24 protein-coding genes, 1 tRNA gene and 1 pseudogene are annotated in these 23,660 nt (G+C 66.2%); 9 read left to right on the top strand and 17 right to left on the bottom strand.

Features of this window, described 5'->3' with window-relative positions; genetic code table 11:
* The first annotated feature begins 102 nt into the window (after nucleotides 1-102).
* A complete protein-coding gene (locus BRESU_RS08720; RefSeq protein ID WP_013269172.1) occupies nucleotides 103-1,347 on the top strand; it encodes an MFS transporter in 1,245 nt (414 codons plus the stop codon).
* A gap of 38 nt (nucleotides 1,348-1,385) precedes the next feature.
* Here the strand turns inward: BRESU_RS08720 and BRESU_RS08715 are convergent, their stop codons facing one another.
* Nucleotides 1,386-2,711, bottom strand: coding sequence for an Hsp70 family protein (locus BRESU_RS08715; protein WP_013269171.1), 1,326 nt, complete (start codon nucleotides 2,709-2,711; stop codon nucleotides 1,386-1,388).
* A gap of 191 nt (nucleotides 2,712-2,902) precedes the next feature.
* Between BRESU_RS08715 and BRESU_RS08710 the strand changes: the two genes are divergently transcribed.
* Both BRESU_RS08710 and BRESU_RS08705 read left to right on the top strand, forming a co-directional pair.
* On the top strand, nucleotides 2,903-3,205 hold the full coding sequence (locus BRESU_RS08710; protein WP_041761477.1) for a hypothetical protein: 303 nt from the start codon (nucleotides 2,903-2,905) through the stop codon (nucleotides 3,203-3,205).
* A 194-nt stretch (nucleotides 3,206-3,399) separates the two neighbouring features.
* Nucleotides 3,400-4,362, top strand: coding sequence for a YciC family protein (locus BRESU_RS08705; protein ID WP_013269169.1), 963 nt, complete (start codon nucleotides 3,400-3,402; stop codon nucleotides 4,360-4,362).
* A gap of 9 nt (nucleotides 4,363-4,371) precedes the next feature.
* On the opposite strand, the gene BRESU_RS08700 is transcribed toward BRESU_RS08705, so the two are convergent.
* Genes BRESU_RS08700 through BRESU_RS08675 form a run of 6 tightly spaced genes read right to left on the bottom strand, consistent with a single transcriptional unit; the run spans nucleotide 4,372 to nucleotide 10,379 of the window.
* Entirely contained in the window at nucleotides 4,372-5,250 is an 879-nt protein-coding gene (locus tag BRESU_RS08700) for an RDD family protein (protein ID WP_013269168.1), read from the bottom strand.
* Entirely contained in the window at nucleotides 5,240-6,253 is a 1,014-nt protein-coding gene (locus tag BRESU_RS08695; RefSeq protein WP_013269167.1) for a stage II sporulation protein M, read from the bottom strand. The genes BRESU_RS08700 and BRESU_RS08695 overlap by 11 nt, the downstream gene beginning before the upstream one ends.
* A complete protein-coding gene (locus tag BRESU_RS08690) occupies nucleotides 6,250-7,533 on the bottom strand; it encodes a DUF58 domain-containing protein (protein WP_013269166.1) in 1,284 nt (427 codons plus the stop codon). Before BRESU_RS08690 ends, BRESU_RS08695 begins: the two co-directional genes overlap by 4 nt.
* 29 nt (nucleotides 7,534-7,562) lie before the next feature.
* On the bottom strand, nucleotides 7,563-8,519 hold the full coding sequence (locus BRESU_RS08685; RefSeq protein WP_013269165.1) for an AAA family ATPase: 957 nt from the start codon (nucleotides 8,517-8,519) through the stop codon (nucleotides 7,563-7,565).
* Nucleotides 8,506-9,741 (bottom strand): DUF4350 domain-containing protein, encoded by a 1,236-nt coding sequence (locus tag BRESU_RS08680; RefSeq protein ID WP_013269164.1) that lies wholly within the window; start codon nucleotides 9,739-9,741, stop codon nucleotides 8,506-8,508. Before BRESU_RS08680 ends, BRESU_RS08685 begins: the two co-directional genes overlap by 14 nt.
* Nucleotides 9,729-10,379, bottom strand: coding sequence for a DUF4129 domain-containing protein (locus tag BRESU_RS08675; protein ID WP_245528552.1), 651 nt, complete (start codon nucleotides 10,377-10,379; stop codon nucleotides 9,729-9,731). Before BRESU_RS08675 ends, BRESU_RS08680 begins: the two co-directional genes overlap by 13 nt.
* Nucleotides 10,380-11,082: 703 nt before the next feature.
* Here BRESU_RS08675 and BRESU_RS08665 point away from each other — a divergent pair.
* Complete coding sequence (locus BRESU_RS08665) at nucleotides 11,083-11,574, top strand: hypothetical protein (protein WP_041761470.1); 492 nt, start codon at nucleotides 11,083-11,085, stop codon at nucleotides 11,572-11,574.
* Between the two features lie 73 nt (nucleotides 11,575-11,647).
* Here BRESU_RS08665 and BRESU_RS17795 read toward each other — a convergent pair.
* The 3 genes and pseudogenes from BRESU_RS17795 to lon all read right to left on the bottom strand — a co-directional run.
* A pseudogene (locus BRESU_RS17795) lies at nucleotides 11,648-11,764 on the bottom strand (hypothetical protein); the annotation flags it as partial.
* A gap of 272 nt (nucleotides 11,765-12,036) precedes the next feature.
* Nucleotides 12,037-12,113 (bottom strand) — tRNA-Val (locus BRESU_RS08660).
* Nucleotides 12,114-12,231: 118 nt separating this feature from the next.
* Nucleotides 12,232-14,634: an endopeptidase La gene (gene lon, locus BRESU_RS08655; RefSeq protein ID WP_013269162.1), complete on the bottom strand. Its 2,403-nt coding sequence runs from the start codon at nucleotides 14,632-14,634 to the stop codon at nucleotides 12,232-12,234.
* A gap of 359 nt (nucleotides 14,635-14,993) precedes the next feature.
* On the opposite strand from lon, the gene BRESU_RS08650 reads away from it, so the two are divergent.
* Nucleotides 14,994-15,353, top strand: a complete 360-nt coding sequence (locus BRESU_RS08650) for a hypothetical protein (RefSeq protein ID WP_013269161.1) — start codon at nucleotides 14,994-14,996, stop codon at nucleotides 15,351-15,353.
* 73 nt (nucleotides 15,354-15,426) lie between these two features.
* Here BRESU_RS08650 and clpX read toward each other — a convergent pair whose 3' ends face one another.
* On the bottom strand, nucleotides 15,427-16,689 hold the full coding sequence (clpX, locus tag BRESU_RS08645; RefSeq protein WP_013269160.1) for an ATP-dependent Clp protease ATP-binding subunit ClpX: 1,263 nt from the start codon (nucleotides 16,687-16,689) through the stop codon (nucleotides 15,427-15,429).
* 186 nt (nucleotides 16,690-16,875) lie between these two features.
* Here clpX and BRESU_RS08640 point away from each other — a divergent pair, with 186 nt between their 5' ends.
* Nucleotides 16,876-17,580, top strand: a complete 705-nt coding sequence (locus BRESU_RS08640; protein ID WP_013269159.1) for an HAD-IB family hydrolase — start codon at nucleotides 16,876-16,878, stop codon at nucleotides 17,578-17,580.
* Here the strand turns inward: BRESU_RS08640 and BRESU_RS08635 are convergent.
* The 5 genes from BRESU_RS08635 to tig form a co-directional block, all read right to left on the bottom strand.
* Entirely contained in the window at nucleotides 17,522-18,277 is a 756-nt protein-coding gene (locus BRESU_RS08635; protein WP_013269158.1) for a hypothetical protein, read from the bottom strand. The genes BRESU_RS08640 and BRESU_RS08635 overlap by 59 nt on opposite strands.
* Before the next feature lie 99 nt (nucleotides 18,278-18,376).
* Nucleotides 18,377-18,697 carry a hypothetical protein gene (locus tag BRESU_RS08630; protein WP_013269157.1) on the bottom strand — a complete coding sequence of 107 codons (321 nt, stop codon included), beginning with the start codon at nucleotides 18,695-18,697 and terminating at the stop codon, nucleotides 18,377-18,379.
* Between the two features lie 72 nt (nucleotides 18,698-18,769).
* The gene (locus BRESU_RS08625) at nucleotides 18,770-19,411 is read right to left on the bottom strand and encodes an ATP-dependent Clp protease proteolytic subunit (protein ID WP_013269156.1); all 642 of its coding nucleotides are present in this window, start codon (nucleotides 19,409-19,411) and stop codon (nucleotides 18,770-18,772) included.
* A gap of 98 nt (nucleotides 19,412-19,509) precedes the next feature.
* On the bottom strand, nucleotides 19,510-20,403 hold the full coding sequence (locus tag BRESU_RS08620) for a hypothetical protein (protein ID WP_013269155.1): 894 nt from the start codon (nucleotides 20,401-20,403) through the stop codon (nucleotides 19,510-19,512).
* 131 nt (nucleotides 20,404-20,534) lie between these two features.
* Nucleotides 20,535-21,878, bottom strand: a complete 1,344-nt coding sequence (gene tig / locus BRESU_RS08615) for a trigger factor (protein WP_013269154.1) — start codon at nucleotides 21,876-21,878, stop codon at nucleotides 20,535-20,537.
* 179 nt (nucleotides 21,879-22,057) lie between these two features.
* Between tig and BRESU_RS08610 the strand changes: the two genes are divergently transcribed.
* Nucleotides 22,058-22,759 carry an MBL fold metallo-hydrolase gene (locus tag BRESU_RS08610; protein ID WP_041762316.1) on the top strand — a complete coding sequence of 234 codons (702 nt, stop codon included), beginning with the start codon at nucleotides 22,058-22,060 and terminating at the stop codon, nucleotides 22,757-22,759.
* 1 nt (nucleotide 22,760) lies between these two features.
* Here BRESU_RS08610 and BRESU_RS08605 read toward each other — a convergent pair whose 3' ends face one another.
* Complete coding sequence (locus BRESU_RS08605) at nucleotides 22,761-23,051, bottom strand: hypothetical protein (protein ID WP_013269152.1); 291 nt, start codon at nucleotides 23,049-23,051, stop codon at nucleotides 22,761-22,763.
* A gap of 97 nt (nucleotides 23,052-23,148) precedes the next feature.
* Between BRESU_RS08605 and BRESU_RS17550 the strand changes: the two genes are divergently transcribed.
* Together BRESU_RS17550 and BRESU_RS08600 are read left to right on the top strand one after the other, a co-directional pair.
* Nucleotides 23,149-23,295 carry a hypothetical protein gene (locus BRESU_RS17550; RefSeq protein ID WP_013269151.1) on the top strand — a complete coding sequence of 49 codons (147 nt, stop codon included), beginning with the start codon at nucleotides 23,149-23,151 and terminating at the stop codon, nucleotides 23,293-23,295.
* A 98-nt stretch (nucleotides 23,296-23,393) separates the two neighbouring features.
* Nucleotides 23,394-23,621, top strand: a complete 228-nt coding sequence (locus BRESU_RS08600; RefSeq protein ID WP_013269150.1) for a con-10 family general stress protein — start codon at nucleotides 23,394-23,396, stop codon at nucleotides 23,619-23,621.
* The last annotated feature ends 39 nt before the right edge of the window (nucleotides 23,622-23,660 follow it).

Here is a 23,660-nt window from a genome sequence, read left to right as displayed (position 1 = left end):
TCCCCTGAAACCCTGAGCGGCCTTTGGCGGCGTCTTCCGACCGGAAGACGCCGCTTCTTTTTGCGGTGACAGCAGCGGTGCAAGCGCTCAAGGTTGGCCCCGATGCAGACGCCGCCCGCCGACCATGACGCCGGCCCCTCGATCCCCGTCGGCCCCGGCTTCATCGCCCTCTACATGGCGGCCCAGGTCGGGGCCTACATCGCCTTCATACCCCTCCTGACCCTGCTCCTGCCTCTCAAGGCCGAGGCGATCGATCCGGCCGGACGAACGCTCGCCCTCAGCCAGATCGCCCTCTGGGGCGCCGTGACGGCCGGCGTGGCCGGCGTGATGGCGGGCATCATCGGCGATCGGACCCGGCACTGGCGGGGCGGACGGTCCATCTGGATGATCGCGGGATTGGCGGGAACCGTCGCGAGCTATGTCCTGATCCACAGGGCGGCGACCCAGAGTAGCCTGATGGCCGCGATCGTGGCCCTGCAGATCAGCCTGAACTTCATGCTCAACCCGTTGGCCGCCACCCTGCCGGAGCGGGTGCCCGGCCGCCAGAAGGGCCTGGTGGCAGGGTTCACGGGGCTGGCCTTTCCGCTGTCGAGCCTGTTCGGGGCCCTGGTGATCGGTGTGTGGCTGACCGGCGAGACCGAGCGGCTGACGGCCGTCGTGCTGGTGACCGTGGCCATGGTGGTGCCATTCATCGTGATGACGTTTCGCGCGGGGCCCCGATCGACCGCGAAACCACGCCAGCGCCCGTCCCTGGCCGCCTTCGCCGATCGGGATTTTCTGATCGCGTTCGGATCGCGCCTGCTGGTCCAGACCGCGGTGGCGCTGAACGTTCTGTATCTGCTGTTCTTCCTGGATCAGGAAACCGGTCTGGATCGGGCGCTGAAGGGGATGCGGATCGAGGTGGCGATGGCCGTGCTGCTGGGCACCTCGACGTCTCTCTCGGTGTTGGCCGGCCTGATGGGCGGGCGCGTCTCCGACCGGATCGGCCGGCGCAAGCAGCTGGTGTTCGGGGGTGCCTTGCTTCTCGCCATGGGGTCGTTGCTGATGGCGCTGGTCCCGAACTGGCCGGGGCCCTGGGTCGCACAGGCGATCCTGGGCGTCGGCGTGGGTCTTTACGGTATCACCGACGCCGTTCTCGTGGCGGAAGTCCTGCCCGACCGGACCCATGCCGGCCGGGACATGGGCCTGATGAACGTCGCTGTCACGGCGGCCCAGATCTTTGCGCCCTTGCTGGGCCTGTTGGCGCTGGCGTGGTTCGGAGACGACCTTCAGTCCATCTATGTCACGGGTGCCGTCCTGGCGCTCCTGGGGGGCGCGGCTGTCATGAAGATCCATCGCGTGCGGTAAGGCGCGACCTCGATGCCGGCAGCCCGATCGGTTGCGGCTCAGAGGCCCGCAGGCCCTCTTCGCTGCGTCCAAAGGTCGAGATCGGCCTCGAGGCCGATCAGGGCGAGGCCCGACGCGATGGACTCGAACTCCCCGCCCGTCTCGATCCGGGCGGGATCGAAGCGTCGATGGAAGATGTGCCTGACCGCCGGCACGAAGGAGGTGCCTCCGGTCAGGAAGATCCGGTCGACCTCACCCGCCTGGAGACCTGATCGCTCGATCGCTTCATCCACGGCCTTCTCGATCGCGGCCAGCTCGGGCGATATCCATTCCTCGAAGTCCGATCGGGCCACCTCGGCCTGGATGTGGATTGATCCCGCGGCGAATTCGAAGGTCGCTGCAGCGGCGTCCGAGAGATCCATCTTCAGACGCGAGATCGACTGGTAGAGGGCATAGCCGTGATTGTCGTCGAGCACCTCGATCAGTCTGGCCAGCTTCTCCGGCTCCAGTGCGTTTCTGGCGATGTCGCGGATGTCCTTCATGTCCCGCGAGGCCCGTAGAAGGGCCAACTGATCCCATCGCGCGAAGGCGGCGAAGTAGCGCTGGGGGATCGGCAGGACCTTTTCGAAGCTGCGATACTCGCTGCCCTTGCCGAGTTCCGGCGATACCAGCCTGTCGATGATGCGGTAGTCGAAGGCGTCACCGGCGACACCCACGCCGGAGCGCGCCAGCGCGGTGGACCGCAGGCCGTCCGGACCGGGCTCGAACCGCACGATCGAGAAGTCGCTCGTGCCGCCGCCGAAGTCCGCGACGAGGACCGTGGCCGCGCTCCTGAGCTGACGCGCAAAGAAGAAGGCCGCCCCGACGGGCTCATAGGCGTAGCGGATGTCGGTGAAGCCCAGACGACTGAAGGCTGTCTCGTACCGCTCCAGCGCGAGGCGCTCGTCGGAGCCGCCGGCGAAGGTCACGGGGCGACCGACGATCACCTGCGCGGGCAGCGCCCCCATGGCGGCACCGCCGTGATGACGCAGACGAAGCAGGAAGGCCGACAACAAATCCTCGAAGCCGTAGCGCCGGTTGTCGATCACCGTCTCGGTGAAGGCGGAACTGGCGGCAAAGGTTTTGAACGACTGGATGAAGCGGGTCTCCAGCGGATCCTCGACATAGGCGTCGATGGCCCAGGGCCCGGCTTCGACGATCCGCTCCGGTGGGCGGCCCCGCTCCTCGAGCAGCTGGAAACCCAGCGTCGAGCGGAACGCGGTCAGGTCGCCATCGGGCGCGCTGAACCGCAGCACTTCGACATCGCCATCGGATCTGGTCACCGCGACAACGGTATTGGTCGTGCCGAAGTCGATGCCGATGGTCAGGGCGGGTGTGGGAGTCATGAGGGGGATGAGAGGGCCGAACGGATGGGGCCCGGTCCTTAACGCGAAACGGCGGCGGGGACGCTACCAAAGCGGCAGATCGTCAGCCCCGATGCCGACGGATCACCGACCAGATCGGCGGGTCCCCTCTTCCCCTGCTCTGACGGCCAGCGGCTACGTCGAACCCGGACCGGACCGCCCCGGCAAGATCATTGTATCTCTATGATTCTGCCGGGGGACGTTGTTGGGCGGCGACGGCGCTCAGGCTGGATATTCTAAAGGGCATAGACCCTGTCGCCGAGCGCGCCGAGGACCTGGAAAAAGCGAAGCGCCGGCCGCTCGGCCGCTGCGCCGAGGGTCGGACGCGGCAGGCCGTGATGACCATGTGCATGGCCGCCAGCCGCGTAGGCTCGGTCTCTCCAGCCCACATGGATCTGCTGGCTGATGTCGGTCTCGAACTCGCGGACAAGAACGACTGGTCGGAACTGGAGGCGTGGATAAGCGGGTTCGGCTGAGAATGCGGATGGCGATCTCGCTGATACGCGGGCCGCGGGCATCCGCATCTCGTTCCCCCACGCACGAGCTGCACAGGCTCCACGCGCCCGAACCAGGGAGGTAAGGTGCCGAGACATCGCCAGAGCCGAGCGCTACGGGGGGTTGTGCCGGCCAAATCCGCAGGCGATCATCGACCTCAGCTTCGGGGAATGACATGCGCGGCCAAGTGACGACATTCGGCGAGGGTGCCGGCGGCGGAACCATTACCGGCGACAATGGCGAGATCTATAACTTCAGCGCTTCATCGATCCGTTCGGCCCCGCCCCTCCTGTCCGGACAGCGTGTTGATTTTATTGCGTACGAGAGTGTCGCAACCCAAATCTTCGCGCTCGACGGGCCGCCGGCCTCGCAGGCCTTGAGCGTCGCATCGGTCTCTGGCACTTTCGATCTGGGCCGGGTGATCCAGAGGACGTTCAACGCGATCCGACAGAACGGCGTGACCTTCCTGATCGGCTCCGTCCTCCTGGTCGGGATTCCGAGCCTGCTGCTGGTCTATGGTCAGTCCAGGTTGTTGGAGGGCCAGGCGGCCTCCTTCGCCATCATCGGGCTCGCCTATCTGCTGTGGTTCGTCGGCACCTATATGCTGCAGGGGATGGTGGTGAAGGTCACTGTGGCCTCATTCAACGACAAAGCCATGAGCATCGGTGCGGCCTTTGCGGCCGGGAGCAAGCTCTTCCTGCCGCTGCTGGGCGTCGGGATCCTCGTCGGACTGGGCACGGGCCTCGGGTACATCCTGCTGGTCGTGCCGGGCGTGATCCTGGCGGTGATTTGGTCGGTGGCAACCGCTGCGGTGGCGGTCGAGGACCGGGGCGTGACGGAAAGCCTGCAGCGTAGCCGCGAGCTGACCAAAGGCTACCGCTGGCCCATCTTCGGTCTGGCCGTGATCCTCTTTCTGGGCTCGGTGATGATCGGCATGCTGGTCGCCGGTATCGGCGCGGCGACGGGCGGCAGCTTCGTGGGCGGCTCGGCCAGCCTGGGTGTGAATATGATCACGACGGCGCTCAGCAACATCCTGACCAGCGTCATCGGCGCGGCGGGCGTGGCGGCCCTGTACTACGAGCTTCGCAGCATCAAGGAAGGCGTGGGTCCTGAGGAGCTGGCGTCGGTCTTCGACTGAGGCTGAAGCTCAGACGTCGTGCTTGTCGCGGCGTCTTACGCCCATCAGCAGACGCTGTTCGAGCCGTCCGCGAAGGGCGGCATAGTAGGCGCTGAGAAAGTCCTCGTCGCGGTCGTCGAGGCCGCGCTGCCAGCCGATCTTCGCCGAGATGCGGGCAGCGACCGCCGCCATCGTGCCGCGGTCACGCTGGCGCAGGACAGATTCCAGCACGTGCAGCTCCTTGGCTCCATAAGCATCCAGCTGGGCCGGCTCGAACACGAAATGCCCCAGGCGCTCCGCGCCGTCGTCGGCCATGTCGCGCGTCAGCTTGCGCCTGGGCGTGCGCACGACCCAGGTGCCACCGACCAGGTCTCCGGCCCGGAGGCGATCCTTGTTGAATAGCGGGAAGAAGACGAAGACGCACGCCCAACCAAGCGCCAGCAACCACATCCAGCTCTCGGCGCCGCCCTGGTCAGCCCGGCTCATGAGGAGGGACAGGGGCAGGAAGACCTCCAGTTCGCGCAGCGCATTGCGAGCGAAGACTGACTCTGCCCTGAGCCGTCCGCCGTCCCGTGAGGCGACCCGGAGGCCGAACATTCGCTTGCCCGGGGTCGCCGCAGCGGCCGAAAGTTCAAAGGCCGTAAAATAGAAATTCCGCAGCAAGAAGAAGATCAGCAGCCAGATCACGGCAATGACCTCGACCCCCGTGAAGCCGCTCGCGGCACCAGCGCCGATGCCCATCAGGACCGCAGCGATGGTCAGGCCGACGAGGACGGCAATGATGATCGCTGCGTCCATCAGGAAGGCGGCGGCGCGCTGCCCCGCGTCGCCGATGTTCAGGCGCAGGTCGACGCCCTCGGGCGTAACGAAGACGCGTTCGGTCGACTTGCCGACCGGCTTAGAGACCACGGAAGGTTCTCCCACGCGGACCGTAGAAATAGGCGGTCCAGACCAGGCCGGTGAAGGCCGCCACCGCGTAGCGCACCCCGGTGTCGACGATCAGCTGGCGGCCAAACCCTTCCAGCAGGCCGGCGACGAACAGCATGACGACCACACCGCCCATGGCGACTGCGGCGGTGCGACCCGCGGCGATCGCGGCGTCAAGCCTCGACCGGTCGGCCGGGAAGGCGACGGCCCAGCCAATCTTCAGGCCGGCGGCTCCGGCGAGGGTTACGGCAAACAGCTCGGTCACCCCGTGAATCAGCAACCAGCCGCCGAGCTCCACGCCGAGCCCCCGGCTGGCGAACAGGGCGAAGAAGGCCCCCAGCATCGTCCCGTTGTAGAGCATCAGTAGCGCCGTAGGGACGCAGAGGGAGAAGCCCAGCGCGAAGGCCAGGATCGCCACCTGGGCGTTGTGGGTGAACAGATAGGCAGCGAACACGGACAGGCCGGGCTGGTCCTCGGATCCATCCAGAGTGGCGCGCAGAGTCTCGGTCGAGGCGGCGGGATCTCTGCCGCCCGCCAAGTCGGCGGGGACAAACGCGTAGAACCAGTCAGGCTCGATGGAAACGAGCCACGCCGCCACGAAGGCACCCAGTAACATCAAGGCACCAGAGACCAGGGTCTCGCGCCACAGGCTACGGACTGACGCCGGCCAGTCGTTGCTGAAAAAGCTCGCGAGCCGGTCCTGGAGGGTCGTCCGGGAGCCGTAGACGAAGAAATAGGCGCGGGCCGAAAGGGTCTCGAGGAATTCGACCAATCCCCGATCCAGCGACGTCTCGCGGGCCACCGACAGGGCGGAGAGGGTCGAGCGATAGAGGACAGGAATGGCGAGGATTTCGTCGTCGGTCAGCTGGGCGGCCGAGCCCTTTTCGACCTTATCCATCAGTCGTTCCAAGCGCGCCCAGTCGGCCTGCCGCTCGCGCCGGAAGCGCTGGCTGCGCAAGGTGTGCGGGGATGGGGTGCCGGTCACAACAGGTCCCTTCGCTTCAGGTCGAGATAAGCATTCAGCACGTCCGGTCCGACGCGATCGGCGGGTGCCTCGACGATGTGCGCGCCCATGCGGCGCAGGCGGGTCAGGACGAGCTCACGTTCGCGCAGCAGGCCGCCCGCCACAACGGAACGGGCGACGTCCTCAGGCTCGACCGGTTCCGCGGCGGTCAGGCTTTCGAGCTCCTCGTCGCGCATGACGACGAAGAGGATGAGGTGGCGACGCAGCAGTCGGCCGAGGGATTCGATCATCAGCTCGGCCGAGGTCGAATCAGCGAAGTCGGTAAAGACCACGACCAGCGAGCGTCGCTTCAGCCCGCTGGCCAAGGTCGCGAGAGCGAGCGTGTAATTCGTCTCGTGCGTCGAATAGTCGATGCGGCCCGCGATCGTCTGGAGCGTACTCTGGGCGTTGAGGCCCGACAGAGGCCCGGTGTTGATGCGGGCGACGTTGTCGAAGGCGAAGAGGCCCGCTCGATCGCCGGAGCGCAGACAGGCGTAGCTCAGCAGGAGTGCCGCGTGGATGAACCGATCCATGCGCGGCATTCCTCCGACAGGCTCGGAAGCGACGCGGCCGCAGTCCAGCGCCATGATGACGTTGTGGTTGCGCTCCGTATGGTGCTCCTTGGCCAGCAGAGTGGCGTGGCGGGCGGACTGTTTCCAGTCGATTGCGCGGCGGTCGACGCCGGGCTGGTAGTCGGTGAGGGCCTGGAACTCCGAGCCCTCGCCGAGTTGGGCCTGGGATTTCACACCGAACATGGCGTCGCGGGCGAACAGTCGGATGGCCTGATCTCGCACGGCCTGGACGTCGGTCAGGACCGCCACCGGAAGGTCGAGGGCGAAGGTCTTCTGTTTGGCGGCCAGTGCAAGGGGGCCGATCCAGCGCACCCACATCGTCTCCATATCGACGACCCCGCGCCGCTCGGGTGTGAACGGGAAGTCGAACCTCGCGCGGCGCTCGATCAGTGGCATGCGCCATGAACGCGTGGTCAGACCCAGCCGGGCGTCGGCGGCGACAGCAGCCTCTACCTCGCGCGGGCGGGGGCCGCTGCCGTCGAAGCGGACGATCACTTCCGCCGAACCCGGGCGACCCACTGCGGCCAGGACGGAAGGCAGAGGCTCCAGCCGCAGGGCCTTGCGTGATCCGGCGCAGGCAGCGTCGATCACGGTCAGGACAACGACAGCGAGGACCCATGCGAGCGCGACCTGCCAGCCCTGCGGCACCAGCACGCCGAGCAACAGGGCGACGGGAGCTCCCGCCGCCATCAGGACTACCGCTCGCCGCGTGGGATAGATCACCGGGGCGCAGCCACCCGCTCCACCAGACCGGCGAGCACCTGATCCACCCGACGCCCCTCGATCTCGGCCGAGGGAGACAGCAACACGCGGTGGCGCAGCGCCGGCAAGGCGAGGACTTTCACATCATCAGGGATGACATAGTCACGGCCGTCCAGAGCGGCGCGGGCGCGGGCAGCGGCGGCCAGCATGGCTCCTGCCCGGGGCGAGGCACCGGTCTCGACATCGGCGGAATCGCGGGTCGCCCGGATCAGGTCAGCGGTGTAGGCCACGACCTCCTCGGTCAGGCGGACTCCCGCCACGGCCGTGGCGGCCGCGTCGATCGTCGCGCCATCGGCGACCACCTCCACGCCCAACGCGACCGGATCCATCTGGCGCGTGCGGGTTCCTTGGGCGGCGATGATGGCACGCTCCTGGTCGATGGTCGGATAGGACAACACATGTTTGAAAAGAAAGCGGTCCAACTGGGCCTCAGGCAAGGGATAGGTGCCCTGCTGCTCGATCGGATTCTGCGTGGCGACGACGATGAAGCGATCGCCCAAGGCGTGGCGCTGCCCGTCGATGGTGATCTGACGCTCCTGCATGGCCTCCAGCAGGGCGGCCTGGGTCTTGGGCGGAGTTCGGTTGATCTCGTCGGCGAGCAGAAGTTCGCAGAAGATCGGTCCGCGCGTCAGGGTGAAGCTGGAGGTTTGGAAGTTGAAAAGGTTCGACCCGATGATGTCGCCGGGCATCAAGTCCGGAGTGAATTGGATGCGGCCGTAGTCGAGACCCACGCTGCGCGCGAAACTGTGGGCGAGAAGGGTCTTGGCAGTACCGGGAGGTCCCTCCAGCAGCACGTGGCCGCCGGCCAGCAGCGCGGTCAGCAGAAGGTCCACCGCACCGTCCTGACCGATCACCGCCTTTCCGATCTCGGCGCGGATGCGATCGGCGACGGTCTTCACCTCATTGACGTGCACGTGTCATCTCCTGGGTCCAGCGGTGGAGGTCGCGGGCGACGCGGATAAGGTCGCCGGGGGTTCTGGCAGCCCGGGCGCTCTCTGCCAGGGCGGTGTAGGGGCGGGTTGCGCCGGCGATGACGCCGACCCGATCGAGGAAGGCGTCCAGATCGTCTCCCGCCAGATCGCGCGGCGCGCCGATGGCCCGGGCGACGGCGGCGCGAACGAGAAGGGCGTAGGGAGGCCCCATATGGTGCTCGCGCCCGGCCATGCGGACGAGGGCGGCGGTATTGTCAGCGAGGGCACGCTTGCCCAGGGCGACGACACGGCCGTTCTGCCGCGCAGGGCCGTAGCGGACCGTCGCTTGCCAGCCGGCGAAGAGGATCAGGGCGACCAGAACCACGGTCATGCCGACGAACGGCGGCTCCAGCAGCAGCCTGCCGAGGTTGCGGGTGCGCTGGAAGCCATGGAGCGTCAGGTCGAAGACGACCGGCGTCCCGTGTGGACGCAGGGCATCCAACAACGCCAGCGCCGTACGGGCACCGGCGAGGGACTTGAGGCCTTGGGTGTTCAGGACGTCGGCGTCAGCCAGGACATAGAGGCCCGTCTCCCGATGGGTGGCCAGCACCGTGCCACCGTCAGCGTCGACGATAACTGGCATCCATTGAGATCCAACGATCCTTCGGTGCGTGTCTATGACGACCGCCTGGTCGGTGAGGAGCGCGTCGGCCGCCCGGCGCAGCGAGACGGGCTGGCGGCCGGGAAGGTCCGAGAGGGTCGTGCCGTAACGCATTTCTTGGGGCAGGACGGAAAGCGCCTGGTCGGCAGAGACAACGCCCACCGTCGAGACCCAGCCGCGGTGATCGGGCAGAGGCGTGTAGTTCCACTTGGGCAAGACCACCATGACCGAGCCCTCGTGCCGCATATCTTCGATGAGCACCGGCGGCGTTCCGACCGACGGGGTCAAGATCAGAAAGCTGTCGCTTGAGCCATTGCCCAACGATCCCCGATTGAGCACGACTGGCGTTCCGGTCGCCCGCAACAGACGCGGCAGGGCGGCGTAGCCGACCGAGGAGCGGGACAGGGCGTGAGTGCCGCCGTCATCGCCCGACTTCAGCTCCGGCGCATAGGCGGAAAGAATCCCGAGCCCTGCCAGGGCCGCCACCCCGATCACCAGGACCAAAATCATCGTCAGGGGCGTGAAGGCACCGGATCCGCCCTTCGACAGGCTCACGTGCGCCATCCGGCGGGCAGGGCGAAGTCCTCATAGGCGCGTCGGCAGTCGGCGAAATCCTGGGCGTCGACCGGTCGCCCGCCGAACAGGCTGCGCTCCACAACCTGGCCGATGCGAATGAACGCCGGGCGGGCGACCTCGGGCAGCGACGCCGCCATGGCGATTTCGCGGGTCGTAAGCGAAACCTTTATCGCGTGCGGCTTGCGCTGCTCGATGTCCTCCACGCTGCGCATCAGCAGCAGGTGCGCAGCCTCGGCGTAGCGACCCTCGGCCGCGAGCGCGTCGGCACCGGCCAGAAGGTTGCGTGCGGTGGCTTCGTCTGGCCGCCACTCGGGCTGAGCCGCGACGACGGCCGCCTCCGCCTTCGGGCGGGGCAGACGCAGGCCCAGCAGTTCGCGTATGATGAACCAGCAGACCAGGGCCACGATGATCGCCAGACCGACCCAGAAGATGATCTCCAGAAGTGGCGCGATGGCGCGCAGCGCTTCAGGGATCCACCGGAGCCAGCCCGGGACTTCCGGCGGAGTGAAACCGGTCCGATCGAACTGGAGGCGCTCGTCGGCGAGAAGTCTGGAGTGCGCCTGCGCGAACGTTGCGTCCGCCGAGCTGTTGGTCTGGTGAACAGGCGGACGGGCGATAAATGGCACCCGCAAGGCATACCAACAGATAGCTGGGCGTCAACCTCAGGCTGCGGCTTGCGGCAGGACGAAAACTACCGCCAACTCGCCGCTATGTCTCAGGGGGGCCGATACGGCTTGTCCCGGTGCTGTCAGTCAGGCGACCCGCAGTACTTTTCCTGGAATCGCCGGCAGGCGCAAACGCGCTGGGCAATATCTGCTTTCGGGCTAGGGCTTTGGACCGCTGCCGACCCATTGCGGACATTGGCACGAGAGAAGATGCTTCTCGAATGAGAACCGCCCTCTTCGCAGCCATGCTGTTCTTGCCTGCGGCCTGCGCGTCGGCCCCAAGGGAGATCGCGGTCCCAGGCTACCCCGTCACGGTCAAATACCGCGAGGATCAATGCTAGTTTTCGATCCAGGACATGTGGATGCCGAATGTCACAATGGTCGAGGGATGGCTCGCTGCGCTGCCCGACAAGTCCGGGCTGGACGTCGTGTGGCAAACCGACCAGGACCGGCGGTGCATTGATACCGCGCGGAGGGCAGTCGAACGAGCGGGCTTCACCAGCATACATGTTCGCCGTGGCAGCGCGGAGGACTATCCTGATCTGCTACGTTGCACTGCGCGGGAATCCGTCGTCCGCTAACCGCGCCTGCCCGACTGTCCGCTTCCGACCCTGAACGGACGTTTAGCCATTGTGCTAGTCGGATTGGGCAAGGACAAAGATCCATGATCGATCTCGCTCGTCGCGCTGCGCGCGCGCACCCTGCCATCCTCACATCGGTTCTCGTAATCAGCGCGCTAGCGCAGGTCATAGCGTCGGGCACGACGGTGTCGCCGTTGGTGCGCGCCCTTCTGACAACGGTGCCAATCGCATCCGCCTGCTTCTGGTTCTGGTCGATTTATGTCGTAGCCAATGAAACGGTAGTGACCCCTCGGGCACCCTTCTGGGCATGGATGTTCGCTGCCCCCCCAGTTATTGCCCTTGTCGCGGCGCTGGCTGACTTGCCCACAAAGAACAGTCCAACGTCGTTGGCGTTCTTCGCTGTCTGGATCGTCGTGCTGTGGTTTGCGGCTCAAGCTTTGGAAAACGCGGATGCCGCCAATCGCCATGCGCCATTGGGGCGCATAGTGGTCACATTGTTTTTGATGTTCGTGAGCGTGATCGGAGTCTGGGCCTTGTCAGCGAAGATCGGGCGGGTTGATGCCAGACTTCCTTAGGCTCCGAACGAACGGGTCCGCTTCCCACCCTTGGCAGACACCCGGCACGTCCGCTGTCGCGCGATGTGCCTCGTTAGACGCCCGCGGGCCCGACGAGGGCTCTTCGCTGTTTCCGCCGGTCAAGATCCGCCCCAAGACCGATCAGGGCGAAGCCCGACGCGATGGACTCAAACTCCCCGCCTGTTTCGATTGACAGGAAGACGGCGACCAGCGTCCACCGGACCGTGCCAGGGCAGTTGGGGCCGGACCGGCTTCCTTCCAAAACTCCCACGCAAAAAGAACCGGGGGAACGCTGGAACTGCCCCCGTTCGGACGGCCAGAGGCCCACAGTGTTTCAGGACAGTCAGCGAAATCCGCACAAACTGCCGCCCCTACTGCCCCCCCTTGGCACACCTTTATCCGAATCCGGAACAAGCGACCCCGGCAAAATCGCTCTATATCTTTGATTTTGCCGGGGAAAGTTGGTAGGCGGCGACGGGTTCGAACCGCCGACCCTCTCGGTGTAAACGAGATGCTCTGACCAGCTGAGCTAGCCGCCCATCCAGACGGTCTGTTTGCCTGCGGAAACCCGTGGCGTCCAGAACCGCTGCGTCACGGCACGAAAATCGGCCGCGGTCCTCCCCATCGGCGGCGCCGACAGGGAGGAGACGCTTTGGCCTAGTGGCTGACGACGGTCGTGCCGTCGATCGGCGGCACGGTCGCCGGCGCGGGGTTCAGCGGCTCGGCCACCTCGTCCCACTCCACCGCCGTCAGCGAGCCGGTCAGAGCCCATTTCAGGGCCTCGTCGGCCGTCGAGATCGGCACGATCTCCAGCGCGCCCTTCACGTTGTCGGGCACGTCGGCGAGGTCCTTCTCGTTCTCCTGCGGGATCAGCACGGTCTTGACGCCCGAACGCAGGGCCGCGAGCAGCTTCTCCTTCAGACCACCGATGGCGGTGACGCGGCCGCGCAGGGTGATCTCGCCCGTCATGGCGATATCCTTCCGGATCGGCACCCCGGTCAGGACCGAGACCATGGCCACGGTCATGGCGACGCCGGCGGACGGACCGTCCTTGGGCGTGGCGCCGTCCGGCACGTGGACGTGGATGTCGGTCTTCTCGAACACCGGCGGCTTGACGCCGAAGCTGAGCGAGCGGGCCCGGACGTAGGACGCGGCGGCGGAGATCGACTCCTTCATCACCTCCTTCAGGTTGCCGGTCACGGTCATGCGACCGCGGCCCGGCATCTTGATCGCCTCGATGGTCAGGATCTCGCCGCCGAACTCGGTCCAGGCCAGGCCGGTGACGATGCCGACCTGATCCTCCTCATCGGTCTCGCCGAAGCGGAACTTCTGGACGCCCGCATAGGTCGCCAGCTTCTCCGCATCGACGGTGATCGAGAGGGTGTTCTCCTTGGACATCTCGCGCACGGCCTTGCGGGCCAGACCACCCAAGGCCCGTTCCAGCGAGCGTACCCCGGCTTCCCGCGTGTAGTAGCGGATCAGGTCACGGATCGTGTCCTCGGGCACGATGAACTCGGCCGGGGTCAGGCCGTTCTCGGTCGTGACCTTGGGCAGGACGTGCCGCTTGGCGATCTCGACCTTCTCGGCCTCGGTGTAGCCACTGACCCGGATGATCTCCATCCGGTCCATCAGGGGCTGGGGCATGTTCAGGCTGTTGGCCGTGGTCACGAACATGACGTTGGACAGGTCGTAGTCCACCTCGAGGTAGTGGTCGCCGAACGCATTGTTCTGCGCCGGATCCAGCACCTCCAGCAGGGCCGAGGAAGGGTCCCCGCGCCAGTCGGCACCCAGCTTGTCGATCTCGTCCAGCAGGATGAAGGCGTTGGTGGTCTTCACCTTCTTCATCGACTGGATGATCTTGCCGGGCATCGAGCCGATGTAGGTCCGGCGGTGACCGCGGATCTCGGCCTCGTCGCGCATCCCGCCCAGCGACATGCGGACGTATTCACGCCCCGTCGCCTTGGCGATCGACTTGGCCAGCGACGTCTTACCGACGCCCGGAGGGCCGACAAGGCACAGGATCGGACCCTTCAGCGAGTTGGTACGGGCCTGGACGGCCAGATACTCGATGATGCGTTCCTTGACCTTCTCGAGGCCGTAGTGATCCTCCTCGAGGATCGCCTCGGCCTTGTTCAGGTCGATCGGCTTCTGCTTGGCCTTGCCCCACGGGATCGCCAGCAGCCAGTCGAGGTAGTTCCGCACCACCGTCGATTCGGCCGACATGGGGCTCATGTTGCGCAGCTTCTTGACCTCGGCCTCGGCCTTGGTGCGGGCCTCCTTGGACAGGCGCGTCTTCCGGATGCGCTTCTCCAGCTCCATGATCTCGTCGCGGGCATCGTCGGTCTCGCCCAGCTCGCGCTGGATCGCCTTCATCTGCTCGTTCAGATAATATTCGCGCTGGGTCTTCTCCATCTGGCGCTTCACGCGCGAGCGGATCTTCTTCTCGACCTGCAGGACGCTGATCTCGCCCTCCATCAGGCCATAGACCTTCTCCAGCCGCTGGGGCACCACGATGGTTTCCAGCAGCGCCTGCTTGTCGGCGATCTTCACCGACAGATGGGCGGCGACGCTGTCGGCCAGCTTGGAGGCATCGGTGATCTGGGGGATGGAGCTGAGGGCCTCGGGCGGGACCTTCTTGTTCAGCTTCACATAGTTCTCGAACTGCTCGACGACCGCGCGCAGCAAGGCCTCGGCCTGGGACGGGTCGCCCAGGTCGTCCTCGACCTCGACGGCTTCGGCCTCGAAATAATCCTCACGGTCGGTGAATCGGGTCAGGCGCGCCCGGCCCTTGCCTTCGACCAGCACCTTCACGGTGCCGTCGGGCAGTTTCAGCAGCTGCAGCACGGTGGCCAGCACGCCGATGGGATAGATGGCGTCGGGCGACGGATCGTCGTCGACGCTGTTCTTCTGAGTGGCCAGCAGGATCTGCTTTTCACCCTTCATGATCTCGTCGAGCGCCCGCACGGATTTCTCGCGCCCTACGAAGAGCGGCACGACCATGTGAGGAAACACGACGATGTCCCGCAAAGGCAGGACGGGCAGGATCTTTGACTCGGACATTATGCGCTCCTGGGCCATTGACGATCTCCGGCCCGCCTCCCCCGACGCCCCGCGATATGCAGCGACACCCTGGAGAGGCCCGTCGATTCCGACGGCGTTCGGATGAGTATGTGGCCCCTTCGCCGCCCGGTTCAAGCGTCGCCGCGCTACGGTGCACAGTTGCGTCATTAGGTACCGAGACGGCAAGATTTGTGCGGATGACGGGCGGATCTAGGTCGTCCTGTTGTCGGTCCACGGCGTCGCCGGTTTCATGGCCCGCTCGCCTTGTGGCACGGCGGACGCAGCCCGGACGTCACGCGCAACCGAACCGAACCTTGGCCGTTGCTCGCCCAACAGGAAAATCCAAAGGGAGGCCCTTCATGCGTACTCTGATCATTCTGGCCGCGACGGCTTCGGTCCTGACGCTCGGTGCCTGCAACCGCGAGACCGAAACCGCGCCCGCGACCGACGACGTGACCATGGGCGCCGGGGCCACCGCCGCTGAGGCCGCCGGAGCGGACGCGTCCGCGACAGCCACCAATGGCCGCGCAGCCGCCCGGTCGAGCGGTGCCAACAGGGACCTGACCGCCGGTGCCGACGGCGAAACCATAGATCCGGCCGGTTCGGCCACGGCGGGCTCGACGGGCACCGCCATCGCGCCGGTGACCGAAGCGACCCGGGACACGGCCAAGGAAGCCGCCGAGGCCACGAACCTGCACCCTAAACCCGCCACCCGGTAAACGCGGGCCTCGGGACAAAGAAAAAGGGGCGGCACCGCCTGGTGCCGCCCCCTGTTTCGTTGCGGCGCGCCGATCAGGCGGCGCCGTCGGCCTTTTTCTTCTCGGCATAGATCAGCAGAGGCTGGGCATTGCCCTCGATGACCTCGGCATTGACGACCACTTCCTCGACACCGTCGAAGGTCGGCAGTTCGAACATGGTCTCCAGCAGGATGCCTTCCAGAATGGAACGCAGGCCCCGGGCGCCGGTCTTGCGGGTGATGGCCTTCTTGGCGACGGCGTTCAGGGCGTCGTCGGTGAAGGTCAAGCCGACGTTCTCCATTTCGAACAGGCGCTTGTACTGCTTGACCAGGGCGTTCTTGGGCTCGGTCAGGATGGTGACCAGCGCCTTCTCGTCCAGATCTTCCAGCGTCGCCAGGACGGGCAGACGGCCGATGAACTCGGGGATGAGGCCGAAGCGCATCAGGTCGTCCGGCTCGACGCCCTTCAGGATGTCGCCCGTACGACGCTCGTCGACTTCCTTGACCTTGGCTCCGAAGCCGATCGAGGCCCCGGCTCCGCGCGCGGCGATCACCTTCTCCAGCCCGGCGAACGCGCCGCCGACGATGAACAGGATGTTGGCGGTGTCGACCTGCAGGAACTCCTGCTGCGGGTGCTTGCGGCCACCCTGCGGAGGCACAGAGGCGACCGTGCCTTCCATGATCTTCAGCAGGGCCTGCTGCACGCCCTCGCCCGACACGTCGCGGGTGATCGAGGGATTGTCCGACTTGCGCGAAATCTTGTCGATTTCATCGATGTAGACGATGCCGCGCTGGGCCCGCTCGACATTGTAGTCCGAGGCCTGGAGCAGCTTCAGGATGATGTTCTCGACGTCCTCGCCCACATAACCGGCTTCGGTCAGGGTGGTGGCGTCGGCCATGGTGAAGGGCACGTCGATGATGCGCGCCAGCGTCTGGGCCAGCAGCGTCTTGCCCGAGCCCGTGGGCCCGATCAGCATGATGTTGGACTTGGCCAGCTCGACGTCGTTGTTCTTCGTCGCGTGGTTCAGGCGCTTGTAGTGGTTGTGGACCGCGACCGAGAGCACCTTCTTGGCGTGGCTCTGGCCGATCACGTAGTCGTCCAGGACCTCGCGGATTTCCTTGGGCGTCGGAACGCCGTCCTTGGACTTCACGAAGCCGATCTTGTGCTCTTCGCGGATGATATCCATGCACAGTTCGACGCATTCATCGCAGATGAACACGGTGGGTCCGGCGATGAGCTTGCGCACCTCGTGCTGGCTCTTTCCGCAGAAGCTGCAGTAGAGGGTGCTCTTGGCGTCGGTGCCGGCGGCTTTGGTCATGGACCCTTCTCACTCTCGCGTCCCGGAGAGGGAACGCGCTTTCTTCGCAATGATTCCACCACTATGGACGCGAAGATATTCAAAAAATGACAATCCCCCATCCGAACCGCCACGACAACCCCGCGAAGACCGGGGTGACGCAACAACTGTTCGTGGATGGATCACGTTGGAGTGGGATCAAGGCGAATGGGTGACATGGGAACCGAGGATGCGTTTCGCCAGTCGCCGGTGCCCGGTCAGGCCATCGTCGCCTTCGATTTCGACGGCACCCTGACGGTTCGCGACAGTTTCACCGCCTTCCTGAGATGGAAGGTCGGCCCCGAACGCTGGCGCACCGGGCTTCTGGCCATGGCCCCTCAGCTGGCCGCCTATGCCGTGGATCGCGACCGGCAGAAGCTGAAGGAGGCGGCGGTCCGGCGCTTCATGCCCTACACAAGCCCGGTCGCCCTGGCGGTCGAGGCCGAACAGTTCGCCCGCGAACGCTGGGACGGGCTGATGCGCCCGGACGCGCTTCGGGTCTGGGAGGACTGGGGACGACGCGGCGCCCATCGCGCAATCGTGACCGCCTCCCCCGCCCTCACCGTGCGTCCGTTCGCCGAACGGCTGGGTGCCGACACCCTTCTGGGCACCGATCTGGTCATCGGCGACAAGGGCTGGTTCACGGGGGCGTTCGAGGGCGACAACTGTCGGGGCGAGGAAAAGGTCAGACGGCTGCGCGTGGCTTTCGGCCCCGAAGTCCGGCTGGCGGCGGCCTACGGCGACACCTCGGGCGACACCGAGATGCTGGCCATCGCCGACATCGCGGGCTTCCGCGTCTTCAAGGAACGGCCGGCTACTCGGGCAGGCGCAGCAAGGGCGAGGCGTCGGTCGGCAGGTAGTCCCACATCGTGACGTCGTCGGCCTGAAGGACGCCGTCCAGGTAGTAGTCCTGGCGCAGTTGCTTGCCCTCCAGCCGGTACTGCCAGCACTGGCGGGCGGCGATCGATTCACCGGCCCAGGCCTCGCGCAGCTTTTCGCGGAAGGTCGACAGGCCCGCCGAGGATACCGGCACCATCCGGCCGTCCTCACCGATCCCGAAGGCCAGCGAACGGGCCGCCCCGGCGGTACGGACCTCCGGCGTGATGCAGATGCCGTCGCGGGTCACGGTGTAGTCGACCTCGTCGACCTTCACGAGGCCGTCCGGCCGCTTCAGGTCGCGCGCCTCGAAATCGTCCACGACCGCCAGGTCCATGGCGTCGTAGGCGGGATCGGGGATTCGGGTCGCCAGCATGAAGCGGACGCGGAAGGCCCGCGGTCCGCGCTGGATCAGGTCGACCGTCGCCTGACAGTCCCCCTCCACGTCCTTGTCGTAGCAGAGCGTGTTTCCGGAAACGAAGTCGACATAGGCCGGGCCGCTCATATGCCCGTCGACCATGGCCGGCACATTATCGAGACTCTCTTCCAACGGCGCGGTCGGGGCGGCGGGGGCCGGCTTGTTGCTGCCCCAGACCGCCAGCCCCGTCCCGGCCAGACCGATCACGGCGGTCGCCAGGCCGATGACGCCGGCCACGTTGGTCAGCCGTTTCGGGCTCGAATCCGGTTCCGTCACGTCCACCCCCGTTATGCGAGGACGCTAGCCCATCGCGGTCGTGGGCCGCAACGCCGGGGCACGCCGCATCCCTGACGAAACCCGACGAAGATCAGCGTGTCAGCGGCCGTCCGCGTCGACGTCGAAGACCACGACCTTGCCGCGCGACGTCGGGTTCCAGCCGGCCGCGATGGCCGAGGCGACGGCGTTCTTGATGCTTTCGACGTTGATCCGCTGGCGTTCGAAGTTGGGGATGCCGCTGGCCCGCATGACCATGGGAAACTGCACCAGGGCCTCGCGCTGTCCCTCGACGAGGCGCAGGGCCACGCCGATGCCCTGCCATTCATTGCCGGTCGTGCGCTGGGGCTGGCGCCGGACTTCCCATTCGTAGTCGTCGCCGTCGACGGTGACGACGCCCTTGAGGTCTCGTGTGTGTTGCATGGGAGGCTGATACCACAAACGAAAAGGGCGCGCCGGTCATGGCGCGCCCTTCGTGTTGACGTTCGACAGGTCTCAGACGGTCTTGATGCCGTCCGCGTCGGCCTGGTCGCGCTTGTCGTAGACGTGGTCGACGATGCCCCATTCCTTGGCGGCTTCGGCATCCATGAAGTGGTCGCGGTCCAGGGTCTTCTCGACCTCCTCATAGGTCCGGCCCGTGTGATGGACGTAGATCTCGTTGAGGCGGCGCTTGGTGTAGCGGATGTCGGCGGCGTGCAGCTCGATGTCCGAGGCCTGGCCCCGGAACCCGCCCGAGGGCTGGTGGACCATGATGCGCGCGTTCGGCAGGGCGATGCGCTGGCCGGCGGCACCGGCCGTCAGGATCAGAGAACCCGCCGAGGCGGCCATGCCCATCACCACGGTCGAGACCGGCGACTTGATGTATTGCATGGTGTCGTAGATCGCGAGCGCCGAGGTCACCTGACCGCCGGGGCTGTTGATGTACATGCTGATTTCCTTCTTCGGGTTCTCCGACTCCAGGAACAGCAGCTGGGCGCAGATCAGGCTGGCCATGCCGTCCTCGAACGGACCGGTCAGGAAGATGATCCGCTCGCGCAGCAGACGCGAGAAGATGTCGAACGCCCGTTCGCCCCGGCTGGATTGCTCCACGACCATGGGAACGAGGTTGGATTGCAGATAGTCGATCGGATCGCGCATTCAGGCCTTCTCGGATTCTGTCGGCGGCGACTCGGACGTCGCGCCGTTCTTCCAGCATATCGCGTTCGGGTGCTCCCTATGCAAGCGAGCCGCTCCGATCAGTTGCGGGATTCGCCCGAATCCGGTGTCGTCTCCGGGCGAGTCGCGCGTTCCGCCATCCGTTCCGCGATGTCGGTGGCCTGCTGGACATACCGGAGCTGGTCGCCGCGCGTCCGGTACAGGGCCTGCAGATAGGACTGGTCCCAGTCGGTGATCCGCTGTCCGGCCGCGCCCGAAAACAGGTTCAGCACGCTCTGATAGCCGGTCAGGTCGGCGTCCGGTTCGACCTGGGCCAGGGTCACCATGCCGAGATATTCGCCCAGGGCACCGAACGAGACCTGGCTGATCTGGTTGGCGTCGACGATGAGGATCGCGCGCTGCAGGGCCTCGCGGGTGTTCGACCCGATGCGCGATGCGTTCGGCGCGTTCATGATGGCCGGACCGTCGTCCATCCCCATCATCACTTCGCCGGTCAGGATGCTGACCGGCGCGCTGACATGCCACCAGCGCACCGGCGCATCGGAATGGTGGAACTGCTCCAGCGCCGCCTCGCCCCGGTCGGTCGCGCCGTAGCGCACGGGTCGAAAGGTCTTCATGTCCTCGTCGATCAGCCGACCGGCCGCCGCATCCGGATCGGCCGTGAAGATGATCAGGACGTCGGGGCTGCAGCCCGGCCGCCCCGGCGTGAGGCCGACGGACGCGCCGACGGCCGTGACCCGGTCGACGATGAACTGGCCATAGCCCGCGTCGAGCCCGGCGACGCTGACGCACAGGCTGCGCTCCCAGCGGGCCAGCCGTCGCCCGCTGGGCGGCGCGGCCACGCGATCGATGAACCCCAGCGCCCTCGCCTCGTTCGGCGGCGCATTGACGATGATGTCGCCCAGCGGCGTCGGTTCAGGATCCTGCGCCTGAGCCAGCCCCAGGGCAAAAGCGGCGACCAATCCGATCAACATGACGACTCTCCCGATGTCCTGCCCGGGAGACCCTCGTCGAGAACCGTGTTCGGCTCAGGGCACCGTTGTTTCAGGGACGATACCGCACGGAAACAAAGCCGCGCACCGGATCCCGGTGCGCGGCGTCGTCATCAGCCTTCTTCGTCGTCCTTGAGCAGGTCTTCCTTGGTGATCGGCGTATCGGTCACGTCGGCCAGGCTGAAGATCAGGTCGCAGACCTTTTCCTCGTAGATCGGCGCGCGCATCGAGGCGGCGGCGTTGGGGTTCTGGCGATAGAAGTCCAGCACCTGACGCTCCTGGCCCGGATAGTTGCGGGCCTCGGCCATGATGGCGTTGTTCAGTTCCTGATCCGTGACGCCGACGTTGTTGGCGCGGCCGATCTCGGCCAGCACCAGACCCAGGCGCACGCGGCGCTCGGCGATCTTGCGGTACTCGGCCTTCAGGTCCTTGTCGGACTTCTTGGCGTCTTCTTCCGGCAGGTTGCCGGCGGCCTTGTCGGCCTCGACCTGTTGCCAGATGTCGTCGAACTCGGCGTCGACCATCTTGGGCGGCAGGTCGAAGCTGTGCTGGGCGTCCAGCACGTCCAGCAGGCCGCGCTTCAGCTTGAAGCGCGCCTGGCCGGCGTACTGCTGGTTCAGGTTGTTGCGCAGCAGTTCCTTCAGCTTGTCGAGGCTTTCCAGCCCGATGCGCTTGGCGAAGTCCTCGTCGACGACGGCGGGCGCCTCGGCCTTGATGGCCTTCACCTTGACGTCGAAGGTCGCCAGCTTCCCGGCCAGGTTCTTGGCCTGGTAGTCCTCGGGGAAGGTGACCTCGATCGTCTTCTCCTCGCCGACCTTGGCGCCCTTCAGCTGCTCTTCGAAGCCGGGGATGAAGCGGTTGGAGCCGATCACCAGGTCCGCGTCCTCGGCGGCACCGCCCTCGAAGGGCTCGCCGTCCAGCTTGCCCAGGAAGTCGATCGTCAGCTGGTCGCCGTCGGCGGCCTTCACGGCCTTGCCCTTCTTGTCTTCGTAGTTCTTGGCCTGTCCGGCCAGTTCGGTCAGGGCCTCGTCCAGATCGGCGTCCGACGCCTCATAGGTCGGGCGCTCCAGCTTCAGCGTCTTGGGATCGACCGGCGTGAATTCCGGCATGACTTCCAGCGCCATTTCGTAGGCGAGGTCGTCGGACCCGGCCAGGACCTTGTCCATGTCCGAGGTCAGCTTCATGTCGGCCGGGGCGGCGGGACGGACCTTGATCTCGTCCAGGGCCTTCTGGCTGGTCTCGTTGATCGTGTCGTTGACGATCTCGCCCATCATCTCGCGGCCATAGGTCTTGCGCACGTGCGAGACGGGCACCTTGCCGGGACGGAAGCCCTTCAGCTTCATCTTCGGCGCGAACTCGGCCAGCTTGGCGTCCAGCTTGGCGCTCAGCTCGGTGGCGGGCACGGTCACGGTGATGACGCGGCTCAGACCTTCGGTGGACTTTTCGACGACTTGCATGGCGGGATCTGACGCTCTGGGGCGGCACCACGAGCGGGTGCGCGCGCAGGGATGGGTAAAGCAGAAAGGGCCGCCCCATTCGGAGCGGCACCTCGAAGCCCGCCCTTATGTCGAGAGGGACGCCAAAGGTCAACGCGAAGGCGGTTTCGCAGATGCGTCTCCTTCGCTATCTCTCACCCATGTCCCAGTCCCCCTCCCCCGTCGGCGTCTTCGTGACCCCGGTCACCCCCCTGCAGCAGAACTGCACGACTGTCTGGTGCACGGCGACGATGAAGGCCGCGGTGATCGATCCCGGTGGGTCTGTCGACATCGTGATGGGCGAAATCGCGCGTCGCGGCCTGACGCTGGATCAGATCTGGATCACCCATGGCCATCTCGACCACGCGGGCGGGGCTGCCGAGATGGCGGAGAAGTCGGGTGCGCCGATCGTGGGCCCCCACCCGGCCGACCAGTTCTGGATCGACGGCATTCCGGCCCAAGGCCAGATGTACGGTCTGCCCGAGGCCCGCACGTTCGTGCCGACGCGGTGGCTGGACGAAGGGGACACGGTCGAACTGGGCGAGACCACCTGGGATGTGCGCCACTGCCCCGGTCACACCCCGGGCCATGTGATCTTCTACAATGCGAAGGCCCGTTTCGCTCAGGTGGGCGATGTGCTGTTCAAGGGGTCGGTCGGACGCACCGACTTTCCGCAGAGCGATCCCGACGCCCTGGTGCGGTCGGTCGTGGAAAAGCTTTGGCCGCTGGGCGACGACGTGACCTTCGTCCCCGGTCACGGCCCGATCTCCACGCTGGGCGAGGAGCGCCGGACAAACCCGTTCGTGTCCGACGCCGCCCTGGCCGGAACGCGACCCGTAAGGGCGGCGTCCGGCCCGGCCTAGATCAGCGGCGCAGTAGCACGCCGATCAGGACGCCGATCCCCAGCGCATAAAGGGTCGCCTTGAGGGGTTCTTCCTCGATACGTCCGCGCGCGACGGACGCCTGTTCGCGGGCCCATTCACGGCCGGTGTCGATGTCGCTGCGGACCGCCTGGCGCAGGCCCTGGTCCTTGGCGAACGAGCGGGTCTCGCCGCGCTCCATCCAACGGTCGCCGGCGCGGTCCAGGCGGGCGCGCTCGCTGTCCACGTCGTCGACGATGTCGTCGATCGTCGGGTTCGATTGGAAGTCGGTCATGGGTCGTCCTCAAGCAGGTTTGATACTGTCGGAGTGAACCCCAGGCGCTCCACGCGGTTCCCATGACAGGCCGCTTCCGGACCTGGAGTACCGCGTCATGACCGACCCGACCCCGCAGCCCGAAATCCCCCCGATGGATCCGGTGCCCGCACAACCTGAGATCGACCCCGCCGGCACGCCCGACGAAGTCCCCCCGATGCCCGGCGAAACCGACGGCGATTTCGATCGCCCAGGCGCCATCTGATTCGCACGGTCTTGAAATCGCGGACCTTTGGGAACCTTGGCGGTCCCCTCGGGTTAGCTATTCAACCGCTAGCATACAGACAGTAGAGGAAGTCCAGCATGGCCCAGGGTCAGCCTACCCGCCCTTCCGGCGTGTCCAAAAGGGGTTTTGCCTCCATGGATCCAGAACGTCAGCGCGAGATCGCCCGCAAGGGTGGCGCCAGTGTTCCCAGCGAGAAACGCAGCTTCTCCCAGGATCGCAGCCTGGCCGCCCAGGCCGGCCGCAAGGGGGGCGAAGCCTCCCACGGCACGCGTCGTCCAGAGGACGTCGAGGGCCAGGCGGAATAGCTTTCGCAGTCCAGACAAGTTGAAGGCGGCCGGTGAATC

It is taken from the genome of Brevundimonas subvibrioides ATCC 15264 (genome assembly GCF_000144605.1).
GTDB classification, from domain to species: Bacteria; Pseudomonadota; Alphaproteobacteria; order Caulobacterales; family Caulobacteraceae; genus Brevundimonas; species Brevundimonas subvibrioides.
This window is presented reverse-complemented; position numbering and strand designations above follow the sequence as displayed.

What these genes read in the sequence shown, in the direction of transcription:
- BRESU_RS08720 (WP_013269172.1), top strand. Translation starts at nt 103, where the DNA reads ATGCAGACGCCGCCCGCCGACCATGACGCCGGCCCCTCGATCCCCGTC.
- BRESU_RS08715 (WP_013269171.1), bottom strand. Translation starts at nt 2,711, where the DNA reads ATGACTCCCACACCCGCCCTGACCATCGGCATCGACTTCGGCACGACC.
- BRESU_RS08705 (WP_013269169.1), top strand. Translation starts at nt 3,400, where the DNA reads ATGCGCGGCCAAGTGACGACATTCGGCGAGGGTGCCGGCGGCGGAACC.
- BRESU_RS08690 (WP_013269166.1), bottom strand. Translation starts at nt 7,533, where the DNA reads ATGGCGGCGGGAGCTCCCGTCGCCCTGTTGCTCGGCGTGCTGGTGCCG.
- BRESU_RS08680 (WP_013269164.1), bottom strand. Translation starts at nt 9,741, where the DNA reads ATGGCGCACGTGAGCCTGTCGAAGGGCGGATCCGGTGCCTTCACGCCC.
- BRESU_RS08665 (WP_041761470.1), top strand. Translation starts at nt 11,083, where the DNA reads ATGATCGATCTCGCTCGTCGCGCTGCGCGCGCGCACCCTGCCATCCTC.
- lon (WP_013269162.1), bottom strand. Translation starts at nt 14,634, where the DNA reads ATGTCCGAGTCAAAGATCCTGCCCGTCCTGCCTTTGCGGGACATCGTC.
- BRESU_RS08650 (WP_013269161.1), top strand. Translation starts at nt 14,994, where the DNA reads ATGCGTACTCTGATCATTCTGGCCGCGACGGCTTCGGTCCTGACGCTC.
- clpX (WP_013269160.1), bottom strand. Translation starts at nt 16,689, where the DNA reads ATGACCAAAGCCGCCGGCACCGACGCCAAGAGCACCCTCTACTGCAGC.
- BRESU_RS08640 (WP_013269159.1), top strand. Translation starts at nt 16,876, where the DNA reads ATGGGTGACATGGGAACCGAGGATGCGTTTCGCCAGTCGCCGGTGCCC.
- BRESU_RS08630 (WP_013269157.1), bottom strand. Translation starts at nt 18,697, where the DNA reads ATGCAACACACACGAGACCTCAAGGGCGTCGTCACCGTCGACGGCGAC.
- BRESU_RS08625 (WP_013269156.1), bottom strand. Translation starts at nt 19,411, where the DNA reads ATGCGCGATCCGATCGACTATCTGCAATCCAACCTCGTTCCCATGGTC.
- BRESU_RS08620 (WP_013269155.1), bottom strand. Translation starts at nt 20,403, where the DNA reads ATGTTGATCGGATTGGTCGCCGCTTTTGCCCTGGGGCTGGCTCAGGCG.
- tig (WP_013269154.1), bottom strand. Translation starts at nt 21,878, where the DNA reads ATGCAAGTCGTCGAAAAGTCCACCGAAGGTCTGAGCCGCGTCATCACC.
- BRESU_RS08610 (WP_041762316.1), top strand. Translation starts at nt 22,058, where the DNA reads ATGTCCCAGTCCCCCTCCCCCGTCGGCGTCTTCGTGACCCCGGTCACC.
- BRESU_RS08605 (WP_013269152.1), bottom strand. Translation starts at nt 23,051, where the DNA reads ATGACCGACTTCCAATCGAACCCGACGATCGACGACATCGTCGACGAC.
- BRESU_RS17550 (WP_013269151.1), top strand. Translation starts at nt 23,149, where the DNA reads ATGACCGACCCGACCCCGCAGCCCGAAATCCCCCCGATGGATCCGGTG.
- BRESU_RS08600 (WP_013269150.1), top strand. Translation starts at nt 23,394, where the DNA reads ATGGCCCAGGGTCAGCCTACCCGCCCTTCCGGCGTGTCCAAAAGGGGT.